General features: G+C 59.5%; 15 protein-coding genes. 9 read left to right on the top strand and 6 right to left on the bottom strand.

All coding sequences use genetic code 11. From position 1 onward, the window contains the following. Positions 1–102 precede the first annotated feature (102 nt). From dnaA to yidA, 5 genes are all read left to right on the top strand, one after another. Complete coding sequence (dnaA, locus tag ACJ8J1_RS22605; RefSeq protein ID WP_004933889.1) at positions 103–1497, top strand: chromosomal replication initiator protein DnaA; 1395 nt, start codon at positions 103–105, stop codon at positions 1495–1497. Between the two features lie 4 nt (positions 1498–1501). Continuing rightward, positions 1502–2602, top strand: coding sequence for a DNA polymerase III subunit beta (dnaN, locus tag ACJ8J1_RS22600; protein WP_004933892.1), 1101 nt, complete (start codon positions 1502–1504; stop codon positions 2600–2602). A gap of 45 nt (positions 2603–2647) precedes the next feature. Continuing rightward, positions 2648–3733: a DNA replication/repair protein RecF gene (gene recF, locus ACJ8J1_RS22595; RefSeq protein WP_004933895.1), complete on the top strand. Its 1086-nt coding sequence runs from the start codon at positions 2648–2650 to the stop codon at positions 3731–3733. An 18-nt stretch (positions 3734–3751) separates the two neighbouring features. Continuing rightward, positions 3752–6166, top strand: a complete 2415-nt coding sequence (gene gyrB / locus ACJ8J1_RS22590; RefSeq protein WP_004933898.1) for a DNA topoisomerase (ATP-hydrolyzing) subunit B — start codon at positions 3752–3754, stop codon at positions 6164–6166. A 125-nt stretch (positions 6167–6291) separates the two neighbouring features. Further along, positions 6292–7107: a sugar-phosphatase gene (gene yidA, locus ACJ8J1_RS22585; protein WP_033645143.1), complete on the top strand. Its 816-nt coding sequence runs from the start codon at positions 6292–6294 to the stop codon at positions 7105–7107. A gap of 25 nt (positions 7108–7132) precedes the next feature. Here the strand turns inward: yidA and ACJ8J1_RS22580 are convergent, their stop codons facing one another. Then, positions 7133–8074, bottom strand: a complete 942-nt coding sequence (locus ACJ8J1_RS22580; protein WP_033645142.1) for an ornithine cyclodeaminase family protein — start codon at positions 8072–8074, stop codon at positions 7133–7135. Then, the gene (locus ACJ8J1_RS22575) at positions 8061–9029 is read right to left on the bottom strand and encodes a threonine/serine dehydratase (RefSeq protein WP_033645141.1); all 969 of its coding nucleotides are present in this window, start codon (positions 9027–9029) and stop codon (positions 8061–8063) included. Before ACJ8J1_RS22575 ends, ACJ8J1_RS22580 begins: the two co-directional genes overlap by 14 nt. 462 nt (positions 9030–9491) lie before the next feature. Here ACJ8J1_RS22575 and ACJ8J1_RS22570 point away from each other — a divergent pair, with 462 nt between their 5' ends. Beyond that, the gene (locus ACJ8J1_RS22570) at positions 9492–10772 is read left to right on the top strand and encodes a DUF3748 domain-containing protein (RefSeq protein ID WP_033645140.1); all 1281 of its coding nucleotides are present in this window, start codon (positions 9492–9494) and stop codon (positions 10770–10772) included. 30 nt (positions 10773–10802) lie between these two features. Here ACJ8J1_RS22570 and ACJ8J1_RS22565 read toward each other — a convergent pair whose 3' ends face one another. Next, positions 10803–11150 carry a YceK/YidQ family lipoprotein gene (locus tag ACJ8J1_RS22565; RefSeq protein WP_016929593.1) on the bottom strand — a complete coding sequence of 116 codons (348 nt, stop codon included), beginning with the start codon at positions 11148–11150 and terminating at the stop codon, positions 10803–10805. Positions 11151–11459: 309 nt separating this feature from the next. Between ACJ8J1_RS22565 and ibpA the strand changes: the two genes are divergently transcribed. The 3 genes from ibpA to ACJ8J1_RS22550 all read left to right on the top strand — a co-directional run bounded on the left by ibpA (position 11460) and on the right by ACJ8J1_RS22550 (position 14234). Beyond that, positions 11460–11873, top strand: a complete 414-nt coding sequence (gene ibpA, locus ACJ8J1_RS22560; protein WP_004933919.1) for a small heat shock chaperone IbpA — start codon at positions 11460–11462, stop codon at positions 11871–11873. 106 nt (positions 11874–11979) lie between these two features. Next, complete coding sequence (gene ibpB, locus ACJ8J1_RS22555; RefSeq protein WP_004933922.1) at positions 11980–12408, top strand: small heat shock chaperone IbpB; 429 nt, start codon at positions 11980–11982, stop codon at positions 12406–12408. 167 nt (positions 12409–12575) lie between these two features. After that, positions 12576–14234, top strand: a complete 1659-nt coding sequence (locus tag ACJ8J1_RS22550) for a putative transporter (protein ID WP_033645139.1) — start codon at positions 12576–12578, stop codon at positions 14232–14234. Positions 14235–14244: 10 nt separating this feature from the next. Here ACJ8J1_RS22550 and ACJ8J1_RS22545 read toward each other — a convergent pair whose 3' ends face one another. The 3 genes from ACJ8J1_RS22545 to ACJ8J1_RS22535 all read right to left on the bottom strand — a co-directional run bounded on the left by ACJ8J1_RS22545 (position 14245) and on the right by ACJ8J1_RS22535 (position 16170). Further along, positions 14245–14625, bottom strand: a complete 381-nt coding sequence (locus ACJ8J1_RS22545; protein ID WP_025304766.1) for a type II toxin-antitoxin system VapC family toxin — start codon at positions 14623–14625, stop codon at positions 14245–14247. Then, positions 14625–14846: a ribbon-helix-helix domain-containing protein gene (locus ACJ8J1_RS22540; RefSeq protein WP_025304767.1), complete on the bottom strand. Its 222-nt coding sequence runs from the start codon at positions 14844–14846 to the stop codon at positions 14625–14627. The genes ACJ8J1_RS22545 and ACJ8J1_RS22540 overlap by 1 nt, the downstream gene beginning before the upstream one ends. Positions 14847–14919: 73 nt before the next feature. After that, entirely contained in the window at positions 14920–16170 is a 1251-nt protein-coding gene (locus tag ACJ8J1_RS22535) for a valine--pyruvate transaminase (RefSeq protein ID WP_033645138.1), read from the bottom strand. Positions 16171–16736: the final 566 nt, after the last annotated feature.

Genomic DNA, 16736 nt, shown 5'->3' with positions numbered 1-16736 from the left:
CCACAGGCAAACAGCCGATGCCGGGTATGTGTCAAAAATCATGAGTTATAAAAAAGTTGCCCGTTTCTTTTCTTTATTGATCTTGTTCGAGTGGAGTCCGCCGTGTCACTTTCGCTTTGGCAGCAGTGTCTTGCCCGATTGCAGGATGAGTTACCTGCCACAGAATTTAGTATGTGGATTCGCCCATTGCAGGCGGAACTGAGTGACAACACCCTGGCGCTGTACGCGCCTAACCGTTTTGTGCTGGATTGGGTTCGCGATAAGTACTTAAACAATATCAATGGTCTGCTGAATGATTTCTGCGGCACGGATGCGCCTTTGCTGCGTTTTGAAGTCGGCAGCAAGCCGATCACGCAGGTGATCAGCCAGACCGTGACCGCCAGCGTCAGCAGCGCCCCTGCGGCCCCGGCGGCGCGCACGGCCGCGCCTTCGCGCCCGAGCTGGGACAACGCGGCGGCGCAGCCCGAGCTCTCTTACCGCTCCAACGTCAACCCCAAACACACCTTCGACAACTTCGTCGAGGGTAAGTCAAACCAGCTGGCGCGCGCGGCGGCTCGCCAGGTGGCGGACAATCCGGGCGGCGCCTACAACCCTTTGTTCCTGTATGGCGGCACCGGCCTGGGTAAAACTCACCTGCTGCACGCGGTCGGCAACGGCATCATGGCGCGCAAGGCCAACGCCAAAGTGGTCTACATGCACTCGGAACGCTTCGTACAAGACATGGTCAAAGCGTTGCAGAACAATGCCATCGAAGAGTTTAAGCGCTACTACCGTTCGGTCGACGCGTTGCTGATCGATGACATCCAATTCTTCGCCAACAAGGAGCGTTCGCAGGAAGAGTTCTTCCATACCTTTAACGCCCTGTTGGAAGGCAATCAGCAGATCATCCTGACTTCGGATCGCTACCCTAAAGAGATCAATGGGGTGGAAGATCGTCTGAAGTCCCGCTTCGGCTGGGGGCTGACGGTGGCGATCGAGCCGCCGGAGCTGGAAACCCGCGTGGCGATCCTGATGAAAAAGGCCGACGAAAACGACATTCGCCTGCCGGGCGAAGTGGCGTTCTTCATCGCCAAGCGCCTGCGTTCCAACGTGCGTGAGCTCGAAGGGGCGCTGAACCGCGTGATCGCCAACGCCAACTTTACCGGCCGGGCCATCACCATCGATTTCGTGCGCGAAGCGCTGCGCGATCTGTTGGCGCTGCAGGAAAAGCTGGTCACCATCGACAATATCCAAAAGACGGTGGCGGAGTATTACAAGATTAAAGTCGCGGATTTGCTGTCCAAGCGGCGTTCGCGATCCGTTGCCCGCCCGCGCCAGATGGCGATGGCGCTGGCGAAGGAACTCACCAACCACAGCCTGCCGGAAATCGGCGATGCGTTTGGTGGCCGCGACCATACCACGGTGTTGCACGCCTGCCGGAAGATCGAGCAGCTGCGTGAGGAAAGTCACGACATCAAAGAAGATTTCTCCAATTTAATCAGAACATTATCTTCATAGCGCTATGAAATTTATCGTTGAACGTGAGCATCTGCTAAAACCGCTGCAACAGGTGAGCAGCCCGCTGGGCGGCCGCCCGACCTTGCCGATCCTGGGCAACCTGCTGTTGCAGGTGACGGAAGGCTCCCTGCTGCTGACCGGCACCGATCTGGAGATGGAGATGGTGGCGCGCGTCGCCCTGTCCCAGCCGCATGAGCCGGGCGCGACCACCGTGCCCGCGCGCAAATTCTTTGATATCTGCCGTGGCCTGCCGGAAGGGGCGGAGATCGCCGTCACGCTGGAGAGCGAGCGCATGCTGGTGCGATCCGGCCGCAGCCGTTTCTCGCTGTCCACGCTGCCCGCGGCGGACTTCCCGAACCTGGACGACTGGCAGAGCGAGGTGGAATTCACCTTGCCGCAGGCGACGCTGAAGCGCCTGATCGAAGCCACCCAGTTCTCGATGGCCCATCAGGACGTGCGTTACTACCTGAACGGCATGCTGTTTGAAACCGAGGGCGAAGAGTTGCGCACCGTCGCGACCGACGGCCACCGCCTGGCGGTGTGCTCGATGCCGATCGGCCAGCAGCTGCCGTCGCATTCGGTGATCGTGCCGCGTAAAGGGGTGATGGAGCTGGTGCGCTTGCTGGACGGCGGCGATTCGCTGCTGCAGCTGCAGATCGGCAGCAACAACATTCGCGCCCACGTCGGCGATTTCATCTTCACGTCCAAGCTGGTTGACGGCCGTTTCCCGGACTATCGCCGCGTCTTGCCGAAGAACCCGGACAAAACGCTGGAAGCCGGCTGCGATCTGCTCAAGCAGGCGTTCGCCCGCGCGGCCATTCTTTCGAACGAGAAATTCCGCGGCGTGCGGCTGTACGTCAGCCAGAATCAGCTGAAGATCACCGCCAACAACCCGGAACAGGAAGAGGCGGAAGAGATCCTCGACGTCAGCTACGACGGCGCGGAGATGGAGATCGGCTTCAACGTCAGCTACGTGCTGGACGTGTTGAACGCGCTCAAGTGTGAAGACGTGCGCCTGCTGTTGACCGACTCGGTCTCCAGCGTGCAGATCGAAGACGGCGCCAGCCAGGCGGCGGCCTACGTTGTCATGCCAATGCGGTTGTAGTCTCGTTACCTTGAATTACAGCACCGTCATCGGTAAAGAGATTGCATGGCTCTGACGCGTTTATTGATTAAAGATTTCCGCAATATCGAGGCGGCGGATTTGGCGCTGGCGCCGGGATTCAACTTCCTGGTCGGCGCTAACGGCAGCGGCAAGACCAGCGTGCTGGAGGCGGTGTATACGCTCGGCCATGGCCGCGCCTTTCGCAGTCTGCAGGCCGGTCGGGTGATCCGCCACGACCAACCGGAGTTCGTGCTGCATGGCCGCATCGAAGGCGCGGAGCGCGAGCTATCGGTAGGATTGAGCAAGAGCCGTCAGGGTGACAGCAAAGTACGCATCGATGGCAGCGACGGCCACAAGGTGGCCGAGCTGGCGCAGCTGCTGCCCATGCAGCTGATCACCCCCGAAGGTTTTACCCTGCTGAACGGCGGGCCGAAATTCCGGCGCGCTTTCCTGGACTGGGGCTGTTTTCATAACGAACCCGGTTTTTTCACCGCCTGGAGCAACCTGAAACGGTTACTGAAGCAGCGCAATGCCGCGCTGCGCCAGGTGAGTCGCTATGCGCAGATCCGCGCCTGGGATCAGGAACTGATCCCGCTCGCGGAGCGCATCAGTGAATGGCGGGCGGAATACAGCGACGCGATCGCCGCGGATATCACCGCGACCTGCGCGCAGTTTCTGCCTGAATTCGCCCTGAGCTTCTCCTTCCAGCGCGGCTGGGACAAAGAGAGCGACTACGGCGAGCTGCTGGAGCGCCAGTTTGAGCGCGACAGGGCGTTGACCTATACCGCGGTGGGGCCGCATAAAGCGGACTTTCGCATTCGTGCCGACGGCACGCCGGTAGAGGATTTGTTATCGCGCGGTCAGCTTAAGCTGCTGATGTGCGCGTTGCGCTTGGCGCAGGGTGAGTTTCTCACCCGGCAGAGCGGGCGGCGTTGCCTGTATCTGATTGATGATTTTGCCTCCGAGCTGGACACCGGCCGTCGCCGGTTGCTGGCCGATCGCCTGAAAGCCACCCAGGCCCAGGTTTTTGTCAGCGCGGTCAGCGCTGAACAAGTGACCGACATGGCCGGTGAAAAGGGCAAGATGTTCCGCGTGGAACAGGGTAAAATAGAGGTTCAACCACAGGACTAAAATGAGCGAGAAACGTTGATGTCGAATTCTTATGACTCCTCAAGTATCAAGGTATTAAAAGGGCTGGATGCGGTGCGCAAGCGCCCGGGCATGTATATCGGCGATACCGATGACGGCACCGGTCTGCACCACATGGTATTCGAGGTTGTGGACAACGCTATCGACGAAGCGCTCGCGGGCCACTGTAGTGACATTCAGGTCACCATCCATGCCGACAACTCGGTATCGGTGCAGGATGACGGCCGCGGCATTCCGACCGGCATTCACCCGGAAGAAGGGGTTTCAGCCGCAGAGGTCATCATGACCGTGCTGCACGCCGGCGGTAAATTCGACGACAACTCCTATAAAGTTTCCGGCGGCCTGCACGGCGTGGGCGTCTCGGTGGTTAACGCCCTGTCGGAGAAACTGGAGCTGGTGATCCGCCGCGAAGGCAAAGTGCACGAACAAACTTACAGCCACGGCGAGCCGCAGGCGCCGCTGAACGTGGTGGGCGAAACCGAGCAGACCGGCACCATGGTGCGCTTCTGGCCGAGTCACCAGACCTTCACCAATGTGACCGAATTCGAGTACGACATTCTGGCCAAGCGTCTGCGCGAGCTGTCCTTCCTCAACTCCGGCGTGTCTATTCGCCTGAAGGACAAGCGCACCGACCGTGAAGACCACTTCCATTACGAAGGCGGCATCAAGGCGTTTGTCGAGTACCTGAACAAGAACAAAACCCCGATTCACCCGAACGTGTTCTACTTCTCCACCGTGAAAGACGACATCGGCGTGGAAGTGGCGCTGCAGTGGAACGACGGTTTCCAGGAAAACATCTACTGCTTCACCAACAACATTCCGCAGCGCGACGGCGGCACGCACCTGGTCGGTTTCCGTACCGCGATGACCCGTACGCTGAACAGCTACATGGAGAAGGAAGGCTACAGCAAGAAGGCCAAGGTCAGCGCCACCGGCGATGACGCGCGTGAAGGCCTGATCGCCGTGGTGTCGGTGAAGGTGCCGGATCCGAAGTTCTCTTCTCAGACCAAGGACAAGCTGGTCTCTTCCGAGGTGAAAACCGCGGTTGAAACGCTGATGAACGAGAAGCTGGTGGATTACCTGATGGAGAATCCGGGCGACGCGAAAATCGTGGTCGGCAAAATCATCGACGCGGCGCGCGCGCGCGAAGCGGCGCGTAAAGCGCGTGAGATGACCCGCCGCAAAGGCGCGCTGGATCTGGCCGGCCTGCCGGGCAAACTGGCGGACTGCCAGGAACGCGATCCGGCGCTGTCCGAACTGTACCTGGTGGAAGGGGACTCCGCGGGCGGCTCTGCCAAGCAGGGGCGCAACCGCAAGAATCAGGCTATCTTGCCGCTGAAGGGGAAAATCCTCAACGTCGAGAAAGCGCGTTTCGACAAAATGCTCTCTTCGCAGGAAGTGGCGACGCTGATCACCGCGCTGGGTTGCGGCATCGGCCGCGACGAGTACAGCCCGGACAAGCTGCGTTACCACAGCATCATCATCATGACCGATGCCGACGTCGACGGTTCGCACATCCGTACGCTGCTGTTGACCTTCTTCTACCGCCAGATGCCGGAAATCATCGAGCGTGGCCACGTGTTCATCGCACAGCCGCCGCTGTACAAGGTGAAGAAAGGCAAGCAGGAGCAGTACATCAAAGATGACGAGGCGATGGATCAGTATCAGATCGCCATCGCGATGGATGGCGCTACGCTGCACACCAATGCCAGCGCACCGGCGCTCGGCGGCGAGCAGTTGGAGAAACTGGTGGCCGAGCACTACGGCGTGCAGAAGCTGATTGGCCGCATGGAGCGCCGCTACCCGCGCGCGCTGCTGAACAGCCTGATCTACCAGCCGACGCTGAACGAAGGCGATCTCAGCGATGAAGCCAAGGTGAAAACCTGGATCGCGTCGCTGGTGCAGGCGCTGAACGACAAAGAGCAGCACGGCAGCAGCTATGACTTCGTGATCTTCGAGAACCGCGAGCGCCAGATGTTCGAGCCGGCGTTGCGCATCCGTACCCACGGCGTGGATACCGACTATAAGCTGGACTTCGATTTCATCCACGGCGGTGAATACCGCAAGATCTGCCAGCTGGGCGAGCAGCTGCGCGGGCTGATCGAAGAGGGCGCGTTCATTGAGCGCGGCGAACGCCGTCAGCCGGTAGACAGCTTCGAACAGGCGCTGGAGTGGCTGGTGAAAGAGTCGCGCCGCGGCCTGTCGGTGCAGCGTTATAAAGGTCTGGGCGAGATGAACCCGGAGCAGCTGTGGGAAACCACCATGGATCCGGAAAGCCGCCGCATGCTGCGCGTGACCGTCAAGGACGCCATCGCTGCCGATCAGCTGTTCACCACGCTGATGGGCGATGCGGTTGAACCGCGTCGCGCCTTTATCGAAGAAAACGCCCTGAAAGCGGCGAACATCGATATCTGATGCGTTAATGGCTGTGAAAATCCGCGCCGGGCGACCCGCGCGGATTTTTTTTTGGCCTTTTTTGGCGCTGACAGCCGAGGCTGAAACGCGTTAGCATGAATAAAAACCACTGGGAGAAGCGTTGAATGGCTATTGAACTGATTGCGATCGACATGGACGGCACGTTGCTGGATCCGCAGCACCAAATCACGCCGGCGGTAAAGCAGGCTATCGCGGCGGCGCGGCGCAAAGGGGTACACGTGGTGCTGGCCACCGGGCGGCCTTATGTCGGCGTGCAGGATTATCTGCGCCAGTTGGACATTCAGGGCCCCGGCGATTTCTGTATCACCTATAACGGCGCGCTGGTGCTGCGTGCGGTCGACGGCGCCTGCATTCTGCAAGAAACGCTGGGCTTTGAGGATTATCTGCATTTCGAGCAGATGGCGCGCGAGTTCGGCGTTCACTTCCAGGCGTTTGATTTCGATACCCTGTATACCCCGAACAAGGACATCGGCAAGTACACCATACACGAGGCGGAAATGACCGGTATTCCGCTGAAATACCGCAGCGTGGAAGAGATGGATCGCCAGATGCGTTTCCCGAAAGTGATGATGATCGACGAGCCGGAGCTGCTGGACCGCGCCATCGCGCGCATCCCGGCGGAAACGCGCGCGCGTTACACCATCCTGAAAAGCGCGCCTTATTTCCTCGAGATCCTGCACAAAAACGTCGATAAAGGCGCCGGGGTGAGAATGCTGGCCGAGCATCTCGGCGTGGCGCGGGAGAACATCATGACGCTGGGGGATCAGGCCAATGATACGGCGATGATCGAATATGCCGGCGTCGGCGTGGCGATGGGCAATGCCATTCCCGAGCTGAAAGCGGTGGCGCAGTTTGTCACCAGCGCCAATACCGAAGACGGCGTGGCGCGCGCTATCGAGAAGTTCGTGCTCAACGCCTGATAACGCGGGGCGCTGCGGCGCCCCTTTATACTTTCGCCAACACCCCTTTGGCGATCTGCAGATCCTGAATCGCCAAGCCGGTGAGATCGGCGATGGTGATGTGCTGCGGCTCGCGTCGTACCCGCCCTCCCTGCGCCAAGACGGCGCCAATTTCGACGATCGGCGTTGAAATCAGCCTATTTTGCCGATAAGCCGTCGCGATCTCGCCATAGTCCGCACACTGCGTCAGCGCATCGACCAGCAGCGCGTCTGCGCGGGCCACCAGCTCGGTCGCCAGTTCCTGCTTGCCGGGCGTGTCGGCGCCCACGGCGGTGATGTGCGTACCGGGCCGAATATCCGCCGCCTGCAATATCGGTTCGCGGCTGGGCGTGGTGGTCACGATCAGCTGACAGTGCGCCGCCAGTTCCGCCGCATTCTGCGTAACCCGCACCCGAAAACCCTCGGCTTCGGTATCGCGCCGATACGCCGCCAGCGCCTGTTCGTCTCGCCCCCACACCCACACCTCGCGGCAATCGGTCACCGGTTTCAGGCATTGCAGCTGCAGCCGCGCCTGCAGGCCCGTGCCGACAATGCCGATCGCCTGAATATGCGGCGGCGCGCACAGCTCGGCGACGATGCGGCCGGCCAGGGCGGTGCGCAGCGCGGTCAGCCAACCTTCATCTTGCAGCAGCGCCTGCGGCTCGCCGGTTTGGGCGGAGAACGCCATCATCAGCCCCTGATTGCTCGGCAGGCCGTGTTCGGCATTGCGATAGAAACCGGTAGAGATCTTGACCACGAACAGTTCGTCGCCTTCCAACCAGGCGGACTTGATGCAGCAGTCGCCGTCGGCCCGCTCGAACAGGAAATGCTGCACCGGCGGCTGTTGCACCCGCTGTTGCGAGTAGGCGATAAAACCCTGCTTCAGCAGCGGCGTTATGGTCTCGGCATCGAACGCGGCGAGGATTTGCTGCCGATTAAGGATGTGCATCGGCGATGGCCTTGAGGTATTTCTCCAGCACGATGTTCTTGCCGCACAGCACCACCGCCACCTTTTTACCCTGGTATTCCGGCGCCAGTTTGATCGCCGCCGCCAGCGCCACGCCGGCCGCGCCTTCGATAATCCAGCGATCGCTGGCGGCTATCCGGCGCATCGCGTGTTTAATCTCCGCCTCGCTGACCAGCACTTTGCGGTCGATCAGCTGTTGGCACAGCGGAAAGGTCACGGCGCCCGGCTCGACGCCGCCGGCGGTGCCGTCGGACAGGGTTTCTTGCTCTTCCACCGGGAAGATATGGCCCGCTTCCAGCGCGCTGTACAGGCTGGTGGCGTTTTCCGGCCAGCAGGCGATAAGCTGCGTGTTCGGCGACAGTTGCCGCAGAACGGTGCCGATGCCGGCGATATAACCCCCGCCGCCGACCGCCACGAACACGGCGTCCAGATCGGTGAGCTGTTCAACCAGCTCCATGCCGCAGGTGCCCTGGCCGGCGATCACCTGCTCGTCGTTATACGGCGAGATATAGGTTTTCCCCTGTTCGCGTGCGGCCTGTTCCCCCGCCAGTTCGGCGTTCAGCGCATCGCCCGGCACCAATTCCACGGTGCCGCCCAACGCGCGAATGGTGTCGAGCTTGATGCTCGCCGCCGTCTCCGGCGCATAAACCGTGACGCCAACGCCCATCAGTTGCCCCGCCAAAGCGACGGCCTGACCGTGGTTGCCGGTAGAGGCGGCGATCACGCCGCGCCGGCGTTGCGCGTTATCCAGCAGCCGCAGCTTGTTGCTGGCGCCGCGAAATTTAAAGGAACCGGTGTGCTGCAGGTGATCGCATTTCAAATACAGCTCGCAACCCAATTGCTGAGAAAGCAGCACGCTGCGCTCCAATGGCGTGACTCGCACCTGAGGGCGCAGTTGCTGATGGGCAGAAACAATGGCATCGAAAAGGGGGTTCATACCGGCTCCGGATTTTTTAGACTTAAAATCCAGTTTGTACTTTTTTGTATGGATTGTAAACCCCGTCGGGCAACCCGGCCAGAAAGCGGAAATGGCCGGGGGTACGCATCGCGTATGCGGTGAAAATAAACATTACCGGGCGTTTAGCGGCACAATTTTTTATTTATTTGCGTTAAGTAAGGTGTCGCTGCGGGCGTATTTAATGAGGAAAAGGGTAATCAATAAAATAATGCTCGCTTCCTTTACTTATACCGTTTTGGCGTCGTTGAGTTTCCCCATCAGGAATGGGGCCGGCTAGCCGGGCGTTTATTTCCTGCCGGCGTCGTCGATAGGCTTAACGGATAAGTCTCATGGAAATTTCGACGCGGGAAAGCCCCCGGCTCGTCCTCGCCGGCCATATGAAACGCGGCTGCCGATCCGGTAAGATGGCCGTTCAGTGCCAGCATGCGCAGGAGAGCCGCCATGAGCCATCGGGAAAAACAACTGACTTTCGACCCACGCGGGCATCAGTTAACCAATATCAACGTCTGGACGCCGGACAGCCAATGGCTGGCTTATGACGTGCGCCCGCGCGGCGCCTCTTTCACCGGCCTGAGCATCGAGCGGGTTAACGTCGCCAGCGGCGCGGTGGAAGTGGTTTATCGCGCCCAGCACGGCGCACACGTCGGCGTGGTCACGGTCAGCCCCGATGCGCCGGCGCGTTACGTCTTCATCCACGGCCCGGAACACCCGGACAGCGCCTGGCAGTATGATTTTCATCACCGTCGCGGGGTGATCGTCAGCGAACCGGATCGCGAGTTGGCCATTACCCTCGACGCGCTGGATATCACGGCGCCCTACACGCCCGGCGCGCTGCGCGGCGGCAGCCATGTGCACGTTTTCAGCCCGGACGGCAGCCGCCTCAGCTTTACCTACAACGATCACGTGATGCATGAATGCGATCCGGCGCGCGATCTGCGCAACGTCGGCGTGGCCGTGCCGCTGCACGGGGTCAATCCGCCGAAACAGCATCCCCGTGAATATGACGGCAGCCACTATTGCGTGCTGGTTAGCGAGACCGTGCCGCAGCCGCAGCCGGGCAGCGATCAGATCAATCGCGCCTACGAAGAAGGCTGGATTGGCCGCGAAGGCTACCGTAAGGCCGACGGCAGTCGGCAACGTTGGGCGCTGGCGTTCATCGGCGATACGCTGTCCGCCGCCGGCGAGAAACTGCCGGAGGTGTTTATCGTCGATCTGCCGGAGAACGACGCCGACTACGCCAGGGCCGGCACGGTGCCGCTGCAGGGGACGGAAAGCGAGCTGCCGGCGCCGCCGCTTGGCGTCAGGCAGCGGCGGGTGACCTTTACCGGTGAACGCCGTTTTCCGGGCGTGGTCGGTGCGCCGCGCCATTGGCTGCGCAGCTCGCCGGACGGCAGCCAGATAGCTTTTCTGATGAAGGATGACGGCGGCGTGGTGCAACTGTGGACGGTGTCGCCGAACGGCGGTGAGCCGCGCCAGGTCAGCCGCGGCGAGCATGACATCCAGTCGGCGTTCAGCTGGCACCCGCAGGGCGGGACGATAGCCCTGGTGTGTGACAACAGCGTGATGCTGTGTGAGGTCGCCAGCGGCCGCCTGCAGCGTTTAACGCAGCGCAGCGTGCAGCCGCCGTCGGGGGATGCCGTGGTGTTTTCGCCGGATGGCAAGAAAGTGGCATTTATGCGCGAGATTGCCGGATTCAACCAGATCTTTGTGGTTGAGGCGTAAGGCGGGCCTGATGGCCCGCTGCGTGCGAGATTAGTGTGTGGCGGTGCTGTCGTTGCCCTCGCCGGGGTTGCCGGTTGCCGCCAGATTCTGCTGCTCGCTGCGCAGGATGCGCGCTTTTGGCGAGTCTGCGGTGGCGTCATTGCCTGAACGCAGATAGTCGTAAGGCAGCAGCACGGTATCCATCACTGCGGAGAACGGCAGATCCAGCGCCACCAGCGGCATCATCGCCCAGCTGGTGTTGTCGTCCTTCAGCATGTCCACGCTGGCGCGGGTGCCGGGATAGTAACCCTGATTCGGGCCGGTATGGCTCATCACGCTGGAGCAACCGCTGGTCGCCAACAACATGCAGCCCGTCGCTATCGCTTTCATCGTCGTCATTAATCCATCCTGCAGGGTTGCTGTGCCCCTAAATTAAGCTGATTTATAACATCCTGTTGCTGCTTTAAAAGAAGCAAAATCCCGCTCTGTGGCGGCTCTCTCACTTTAGTGTAAGTGGTAAAAAAACTTTCACCTAACCGAAAAGCGCTTTTTTTGATCCTCGCCCGTTGAATTGATGAAATCAACCCCCATTTTATCATCAGAGCCGGATTGAGAATTTGCCGTAAGGGAATTCTGGCTTAATTAGCCTGTCCAGAATGGAAGGCGTATTTATTTCAACCTCGCTGAAGTGCCTTAGGAGGCTGTTTTATGCGTAATTTCGATCTTTCTCCGCTATACCGTTCCGCCATTGGTTTCGATCGCCTGTTCAACGCGCTGGAGGCCGGCCAGAGCCAGGGCAACGGCGGTTATCCCCCTTATAATGTCGAGCTGGTGGACGAAAATCATTATCGCATCGCCATTGCGGTAGCCGGGTTTGCCGAGCAGGAGCTGGAGATCACCACGCAAGATAATCTGCTGATCGTGCGCGGTGCGCACAATAACGAACCGGCAGAAAAAACCTATTTATATCAGGGCATCGCTGAGCGTAATTTCGAGCGTAAATTCCAGCTGGCCGAACATATTCAAATTAAAGGCGCCAAACTGGAAAACGGTCTGCTGTATATCGATATGCAGCGCATCGTGCCGGAAACATTAAAACCGCGCCGTATCGAAATTAAATAATTCCGTTTTCGCCGGCAGGAACGCTGTCGGCAAATATGCAGTAATAATCCGCCTGCCGTCAGGGGGCTGAATAAACACATCTCGCTTAATGAAAGGAGTTGTTCCTATGCGTAATTACGATCTATCCCCGCTTCTGCGTCAATGGATTGGTTTTGATAAACTGGCCAGTTCCATGGGGGGCCAGGAACCCCAGGGGTTCCCGCCGTATAACATCGAGAAAAGCGATGACAATCACTACCGCATTTCTCTGGCGCTGGCCGGTTTCCGGCAGAGCGAACTGAATATCGAAGTGGAAGGGCCGCGGCTGACCGTCAGCGGTAAACCCACGCCGCCGGAAAAACAGGTCGAGTACCTGCATCAGGGGCTGGTGTGCAAAGAGTTCCAGCTGACCTTCACTCTGGCGGAACACCTGCAGGTGTCCGAGGCCAAATTTGAAAATGGCCTGTTGCACATCGATCTGGTGCGTCAGGTTCCGGAAGCCTTGCAGCCTCAGCGCATCGCCATCGGCGCGACGCCGGAGCTGGAAGCCAAATAACCGACTGAAAAACGGTCATCATCATGTGGGGGAGATCCAGACGGATCTCCCCCGTTGCGTTATGTGGCGCACGCCACAGTCCCCCCGTCTGCCCGATGCCATAATCCTTGTTAATTGTGTGTCTATGTCCGCAAATCCCATGTTCAACTTTGGCAAGGATGTGACCTATGAGCGATATCGCCCTGACCGTCAGCATGTTGGCGTTGGCGGCCGTCATTGGGCTGTGGATGGGGAACTGGAAGCTGTACGGTGTCGGGCTGGGGATTGGCGGCGTGCTGTTCGGCGGCATCCTGGTCGGCCACTTCGCCCAGAGCGGGCAAATCAGCCTGAACGGGGACATGCTGCACTTCATCCAGGAGTTTGGCCTGATCCTGTTCGTTTACACCATCGGCATTCAGGTTGGCCCCGGCTTCTTCTCTTCGCTGCGCGTCTCCGGTCTGCGGCTCAACGCCTTCGCGGTGCTGCTGGTGCTGACCGGCGGCGCAGTGGCGGCGGCGGTGTACAAGCTGTTCGACGTGCCGCTGCCGATCATCCTCGGCGTGTTCTCCGGCGCGGTCACCAACACGCCGGCGCTGGGCGCCGGTCAGCAAATCCTGACCGATCTCGGTTCCGATCCGGCGTTGGTGGACGGCATGGGCATGGGTTACGCCATGGCCTATCCGTTCGGCATTTGCGGCATCCTGCTGGTGATGTGGCTGATCCGATTGGTTTTTCGCATCAACATCGAGCGCGAGGCGCAGGCGTTTGAAAGCAGCCTGGGCAATCAGCGCGAGCTGTTGCACGCCATGAACGTGGCGGTGCGTAACCCCAATCTGCAGGGCATGGCGATCAAAAGCGTGCCGCTGCTCAACGGTGAAGCGATCGTCTGTTCGCGCCTCAAACGCGGCGAGCTGTTGATGGTGCCGGCGCCGCATGAGCGGCTGGAGCTCGGCGACTATCTGCACCTGGTGGGCAAACGCGAAGATCTGGAGAACGCCCGGCTGGTGATCGGCGAAGAGGTTGACGCTTCGCTGTCCACGCGCGGCACTGCGCTGCAGGTAGTGAGGGCGGCGGTGACCAACGAGCAGGTGCTGGGGAAAAAAATCCGCGATCTGAACCTGAAGCAGAAATATGACGTGGTGATTTCACGCCTCAACCGCGCCGGCGTGGAGCTGGTGGCCGGCAGCAACGTGACGCTGCAGTTTGGCGATATTCTCAACCTGGTCGGCCGGCCGGAGGCCATCGACGCGGTGACGGCAATCGTCGGCAACGCCCAACAAAAGCTGCAGCAGGTGCAGATGCTGCCGGTCTTTATCGGCATCGGCCTCGGGGTGCTGCTGGGCTCCATTCCGCTGTTTGTGCCCGGCTTCCCGGCGGCATTGCGGCTGGGGCTGGCCGGCGGGCCGTTGGTGGCGGCGTTGATCCTGGGGCGCATCGGCAGTATCGGCAAGCTGTATTGGTTTATGCCGCCGAGCGCCAACCTGGCGCTGCGCGAACTGGGCATCGTGTTGTTTCTGGCGGTGGTCGGTTTGAAATCGGGCGGCAATTTTATCGATACGTTGCTGCATGGCGAGGGGCTGACATGGATTGGTTATGGCGCGTTGATCACCGCCATTCCGCTGCTGAGCGTCGGCATTCTGGCGCGCACGGTGGGCAAAATGAATTACCTGACGCTGTCCGGCATGTTGGCGGGGTCGATGACCGATCCGCCGGCGCTGGCGTTCGCCAACGGCCTGCATCCCACCAGCGGCGCCGCCGCGCTGTCTTACGCCACCGTATATCCGCTGGCGATGTTCCTGCGCATCATGTCGCCGCAGCTGCTGGCGGTGCTGTTCTGGACGTTGTAGTGCGGATCGTCTACAGCCGATAAGGCATCAACACGCCATTGTCAGTGCCGAAATCTTTGGGGTTGCGGGAGATGAGCATCCGGAATCCCACCTGCGCGGTGGCCCAGATAATGGCGTCTGGCAGTTTCACATGCTGTGAGTGGCGCAGTTCTACGGCGCGTTCGGCGACTTCATCGGTAATAGGCAGCAGCAGAAATTGCCCTAAAAACTGACGTGTTTTCAGCTCCAGTGCCGGACCCTGTTTTTTAGCACCTACCATCACTTCCATCCAGGTGATGGCGCTGATGGCCGGATTGATGTGATACTCGACCAGAACGTCCCTGGCTTGAGGAATGCCGTTGAGATAATCGATCAGGATATTGGTGTCGAATAACGCCCGTTGAGCCACCATTATTCCCACTCCTCGCGCTGACGATTTTCGTACTCCACGCCATCTCCCATCGCCCCGGACCAGAGCCCGAAAGCGTTGCTGGGATCTTCCACGTGGTTCTCCGTCAGATAGCGGGAGACTGCTTGACGAATGATTTCGGCCCGGGGAACGTGGCGGATATTTTTCAGATTATCGAGCTGCCGCAGGTCTTCTTCAGGTAAATCGATCACGATGCGAGTCATCGTTGGCCCTCCAAAAAAGATATACGATATATGCATCGTATATCTTTATCGGTCGATTTTCAATCAGTCGGCGTTAGCCTTCCTGATGTGCGCGTTCGATCTCTTCCGCCAGAATAGCCACGCCGCGCTCGATTTTCTCCGGATCGGGCACGTAGTTCATGCGCATGCACTGGTGGGTATGTGGCCATTCATGCTCCAGTCCCGGGAAGAAGTAGTGGCCGGGCACCATCAGCACGCCGCGCTTTTTCAGGCGCTGATACAGCACTTCGGTGGTGATCGGCAGATCCTTGAACCACAGCCAGAGGAAGATAGCCCCTTCCGGTTTGTGGATCAGGCAGCGTTCCGGCGACAGGTAGCGGCGAATGATCTCGATGGTGTGCTCGACGCGCTGTTTGTAGAACGGGCGAATCACCTCGTTCGACAGGCGCAGCAGATCGCCGCGCGCGATCATTTCCGTCGCCATCGCCGGCCCCATGCTGCCTGGAGACAGGCTGATGATGCCGTTCATGTTGGTCAACGCGGTGATCACCTTCTCGTCGGCGATCACGATGCCGCAGCGCGAGCCCGGCAGGCCGAGCTTGGACAGGCTCATGCACAGGATGGTGTTCGGGTTCCACAGCGGCGTGGCGTCGCTGAAGATGATGCCGGGAAACGGCACGCCGTAGGCGTTGTCGATCACCAGCGGAATATCGCGCTGCTGCGCCAGCAGGTCGAGCTTCATCAGCTCTTCGTCGGTAATTACGTTGCCGGTCGGGTTGGTCGGCCGTGAAACGCAGATCATACCGATGTCATCGCCGATGGTGAGGTGTTCGAAATCAACGTGATACTTGAACTGACCGTCCGGCAGCAGCTCGATGTTCGGTTTGGCGGAGACGAACAGCCCTTCGTCCAGCCCGGCGTCGGCATAGCCGATATATTCCGGCGCCAGTGGGAACAGCACGCGGCGGCGCGAGCCGTCGGCGTAGCGGCCGGCGAACAGGTTGAACAAGTAGAAAAATGCGCTTTGGCTGCCATTAGTCAGAGCAATATTCTGTGGCGAGATCTCCCAGCCGAGCTCGTCGCGCAGCAGATTGGCCAGCGCTTTCAGCAGCGCGTCCTTGCCTTGCGGGCCGTCGTAGTTGCACAGCGCTTCGGTCAGTTTGCCCTGGTCGAGCATCTCCTGGCACAGCTGTTTGAAATAGGCTTCCATCTCTGGGATCTGTGCGGGGTTGCCGCCGCCGAGCATGATGGCGCCGGGGGTGCGCAGGCCTTCGTTCAGGTCGTCCATCAAACGGGTAATGCCCGCATAACGGGTAAATTTTTCGCCGAAAAGTGAGAAAGTCATAGGTGCAGCAGTACTGTTTTTTAGCAGGTAATCACCCACCATACCGCCAGATAAACCCCGCTGCAATGCGGCTGACAAATCGACCGGTGGGCACAAGTTTTGCCCTGCGTTCGATTAGCAGCATATTACGCTGGATTATTGTGACCGTTCGCCGGCCCACGCCATTATCGCCTCAACCTTTCAGCCACGCGATCTTAGGGTTGGCACAGGTTTTGCGGCCCCGACCCAGATCACACTTTTTCGCTGCATTTCATTAACACTATGGCAATTTATAACCATATCGAGTAACTTCCGCATCCGTTAAATTTGGCTTAACAATAAAGATTATCTAAACTAATGCTCGGGAAGGGATGAGTAGTGCGGTAGCGTGGATGAAGCCATGCCAAAAGCACGGCTTTCAAGGCGGTTTTACTTGGCTGACCATAGTTAGTTGCCAGTTTCGTCCCTGTCTCTCTACAGAGCAATCGGTTTGATGAGCGGTGTCTCCTGCTGGCCAGCATGGTGCATGTACGTTGCCGTTGCCGAAAATTGGCTATTTTGTATAAAAATTACTAATCATACTACCC

This window comes from Serratia sp. CY37869 (assembly GCF_052168895.1).
GTDB lineage: Bacteria > Pseudomonadota > Gammaproteobacteria > Enterobacterales > Enterobacteriaceae > Serratia > Serratia ureilytica.
The sequence above is the reverse complement of the archived record's forward strand: the minus strand, read 5'-3'. Positions and strand labels throughout refer to the sequence as shown.

Bases quoted from the DNA above. Each gene is read 5' to 3' on its own strand.
- recF (WP_004933895.1), top strand. From the start codon at position 2,648: ATGGCTCTGACGCGTTTATTGATTAAAGATTTCCGCAATATCGAGGCG.
- gyrB (WP_004933898.1), top strand. From the start codon at position 3,752: ATGTCGAATTCTTATGACTCCTCAAGTATCAAGGTATTAAAAGGGCTG.
- ACJ8J1_RS22565 (WP_016929593.1), bottom strand. From the start codon at position 11,150: ATGACGACGATGAAAGCGATAGCGACGGGCTGCATGTTGTTGGCGACC.
- ACJ8J1_RS22580 (WP_033645142.1), bottom strand. From the start codon at position 8,074: ATGCACATCCTTAATCGGCAGCAAATCCTCGCCGCGTTCGATGCCGAG.
- ACJ8J1_RS22575 (WP_033645141.1), bottom strand. From the start codon at position 9,029: ATGAACCCCCTTTTCGATGCCATTGTTTCTGCCCATCAGCAACTGCGC.
- ibpA (WP_004933919.1), top strand. From the start codon at position 11,460: ATGCGTAATTTCGATCTTTCTCCGCTATACCGTTCCGCCATTGGTTTC.
- yidA (WP_033645143.1), top strand. From the start codon at position 6,292: ATGGCTATTGAACTGATTGCGATCGACATGGACGGCACGTTGCTGGAT.
- ibpB (WP_004933922.1), top strand. From the start codon at position 11,980: ATGCGTAATTACGATCTATCCCCGCTTCTGCGTCAATGGATTGGTTTT.
- ACJ8J1_RS22545 (WP_025304766.1), bottom strand. From the start codon at position 14,625: ATGGTGGCTCAACGGGCGTTATTCGACACCAATATCCTGATCGATTAT.
- ACJ8J1_RS22535 (WP_033645138.1), bottom strand. From the start codon at position 16,170: ATGACTTTCTCACTTTTCGGCGAAAAATTTACCCGTTATGCGGGCATT.
- ACJ8J1_RS22570 (WP_033645140.1), top strand. From the start codon at position 9,492: ATGAGCCATCGGGAAAAACAACTGACTTTCGACCCACGCGGGCATCAG.
- dnaN (WP_004933892.1), top strand. From the start codon at position 1,502: ATGAAATTTATCGTTGAACGTGAGCATCTGCTAAAACCGCTGCAACAG.
- ACJ8J1_RS22550 (WP_033645139.1), top strand. From the start codon at position 12,576: ATGAGCGATATCGCCCTGACCGTCAGCATGTTGGCGTTGGCGGCCGTC.
- ACJ8J1_RS22540 (WP_025304767.1), bottom strand. From the start codon at position 14,846: ATGACTCGCATCGTGATCGATTTACCTGAAGAAGACCTGCGGCAGCTC.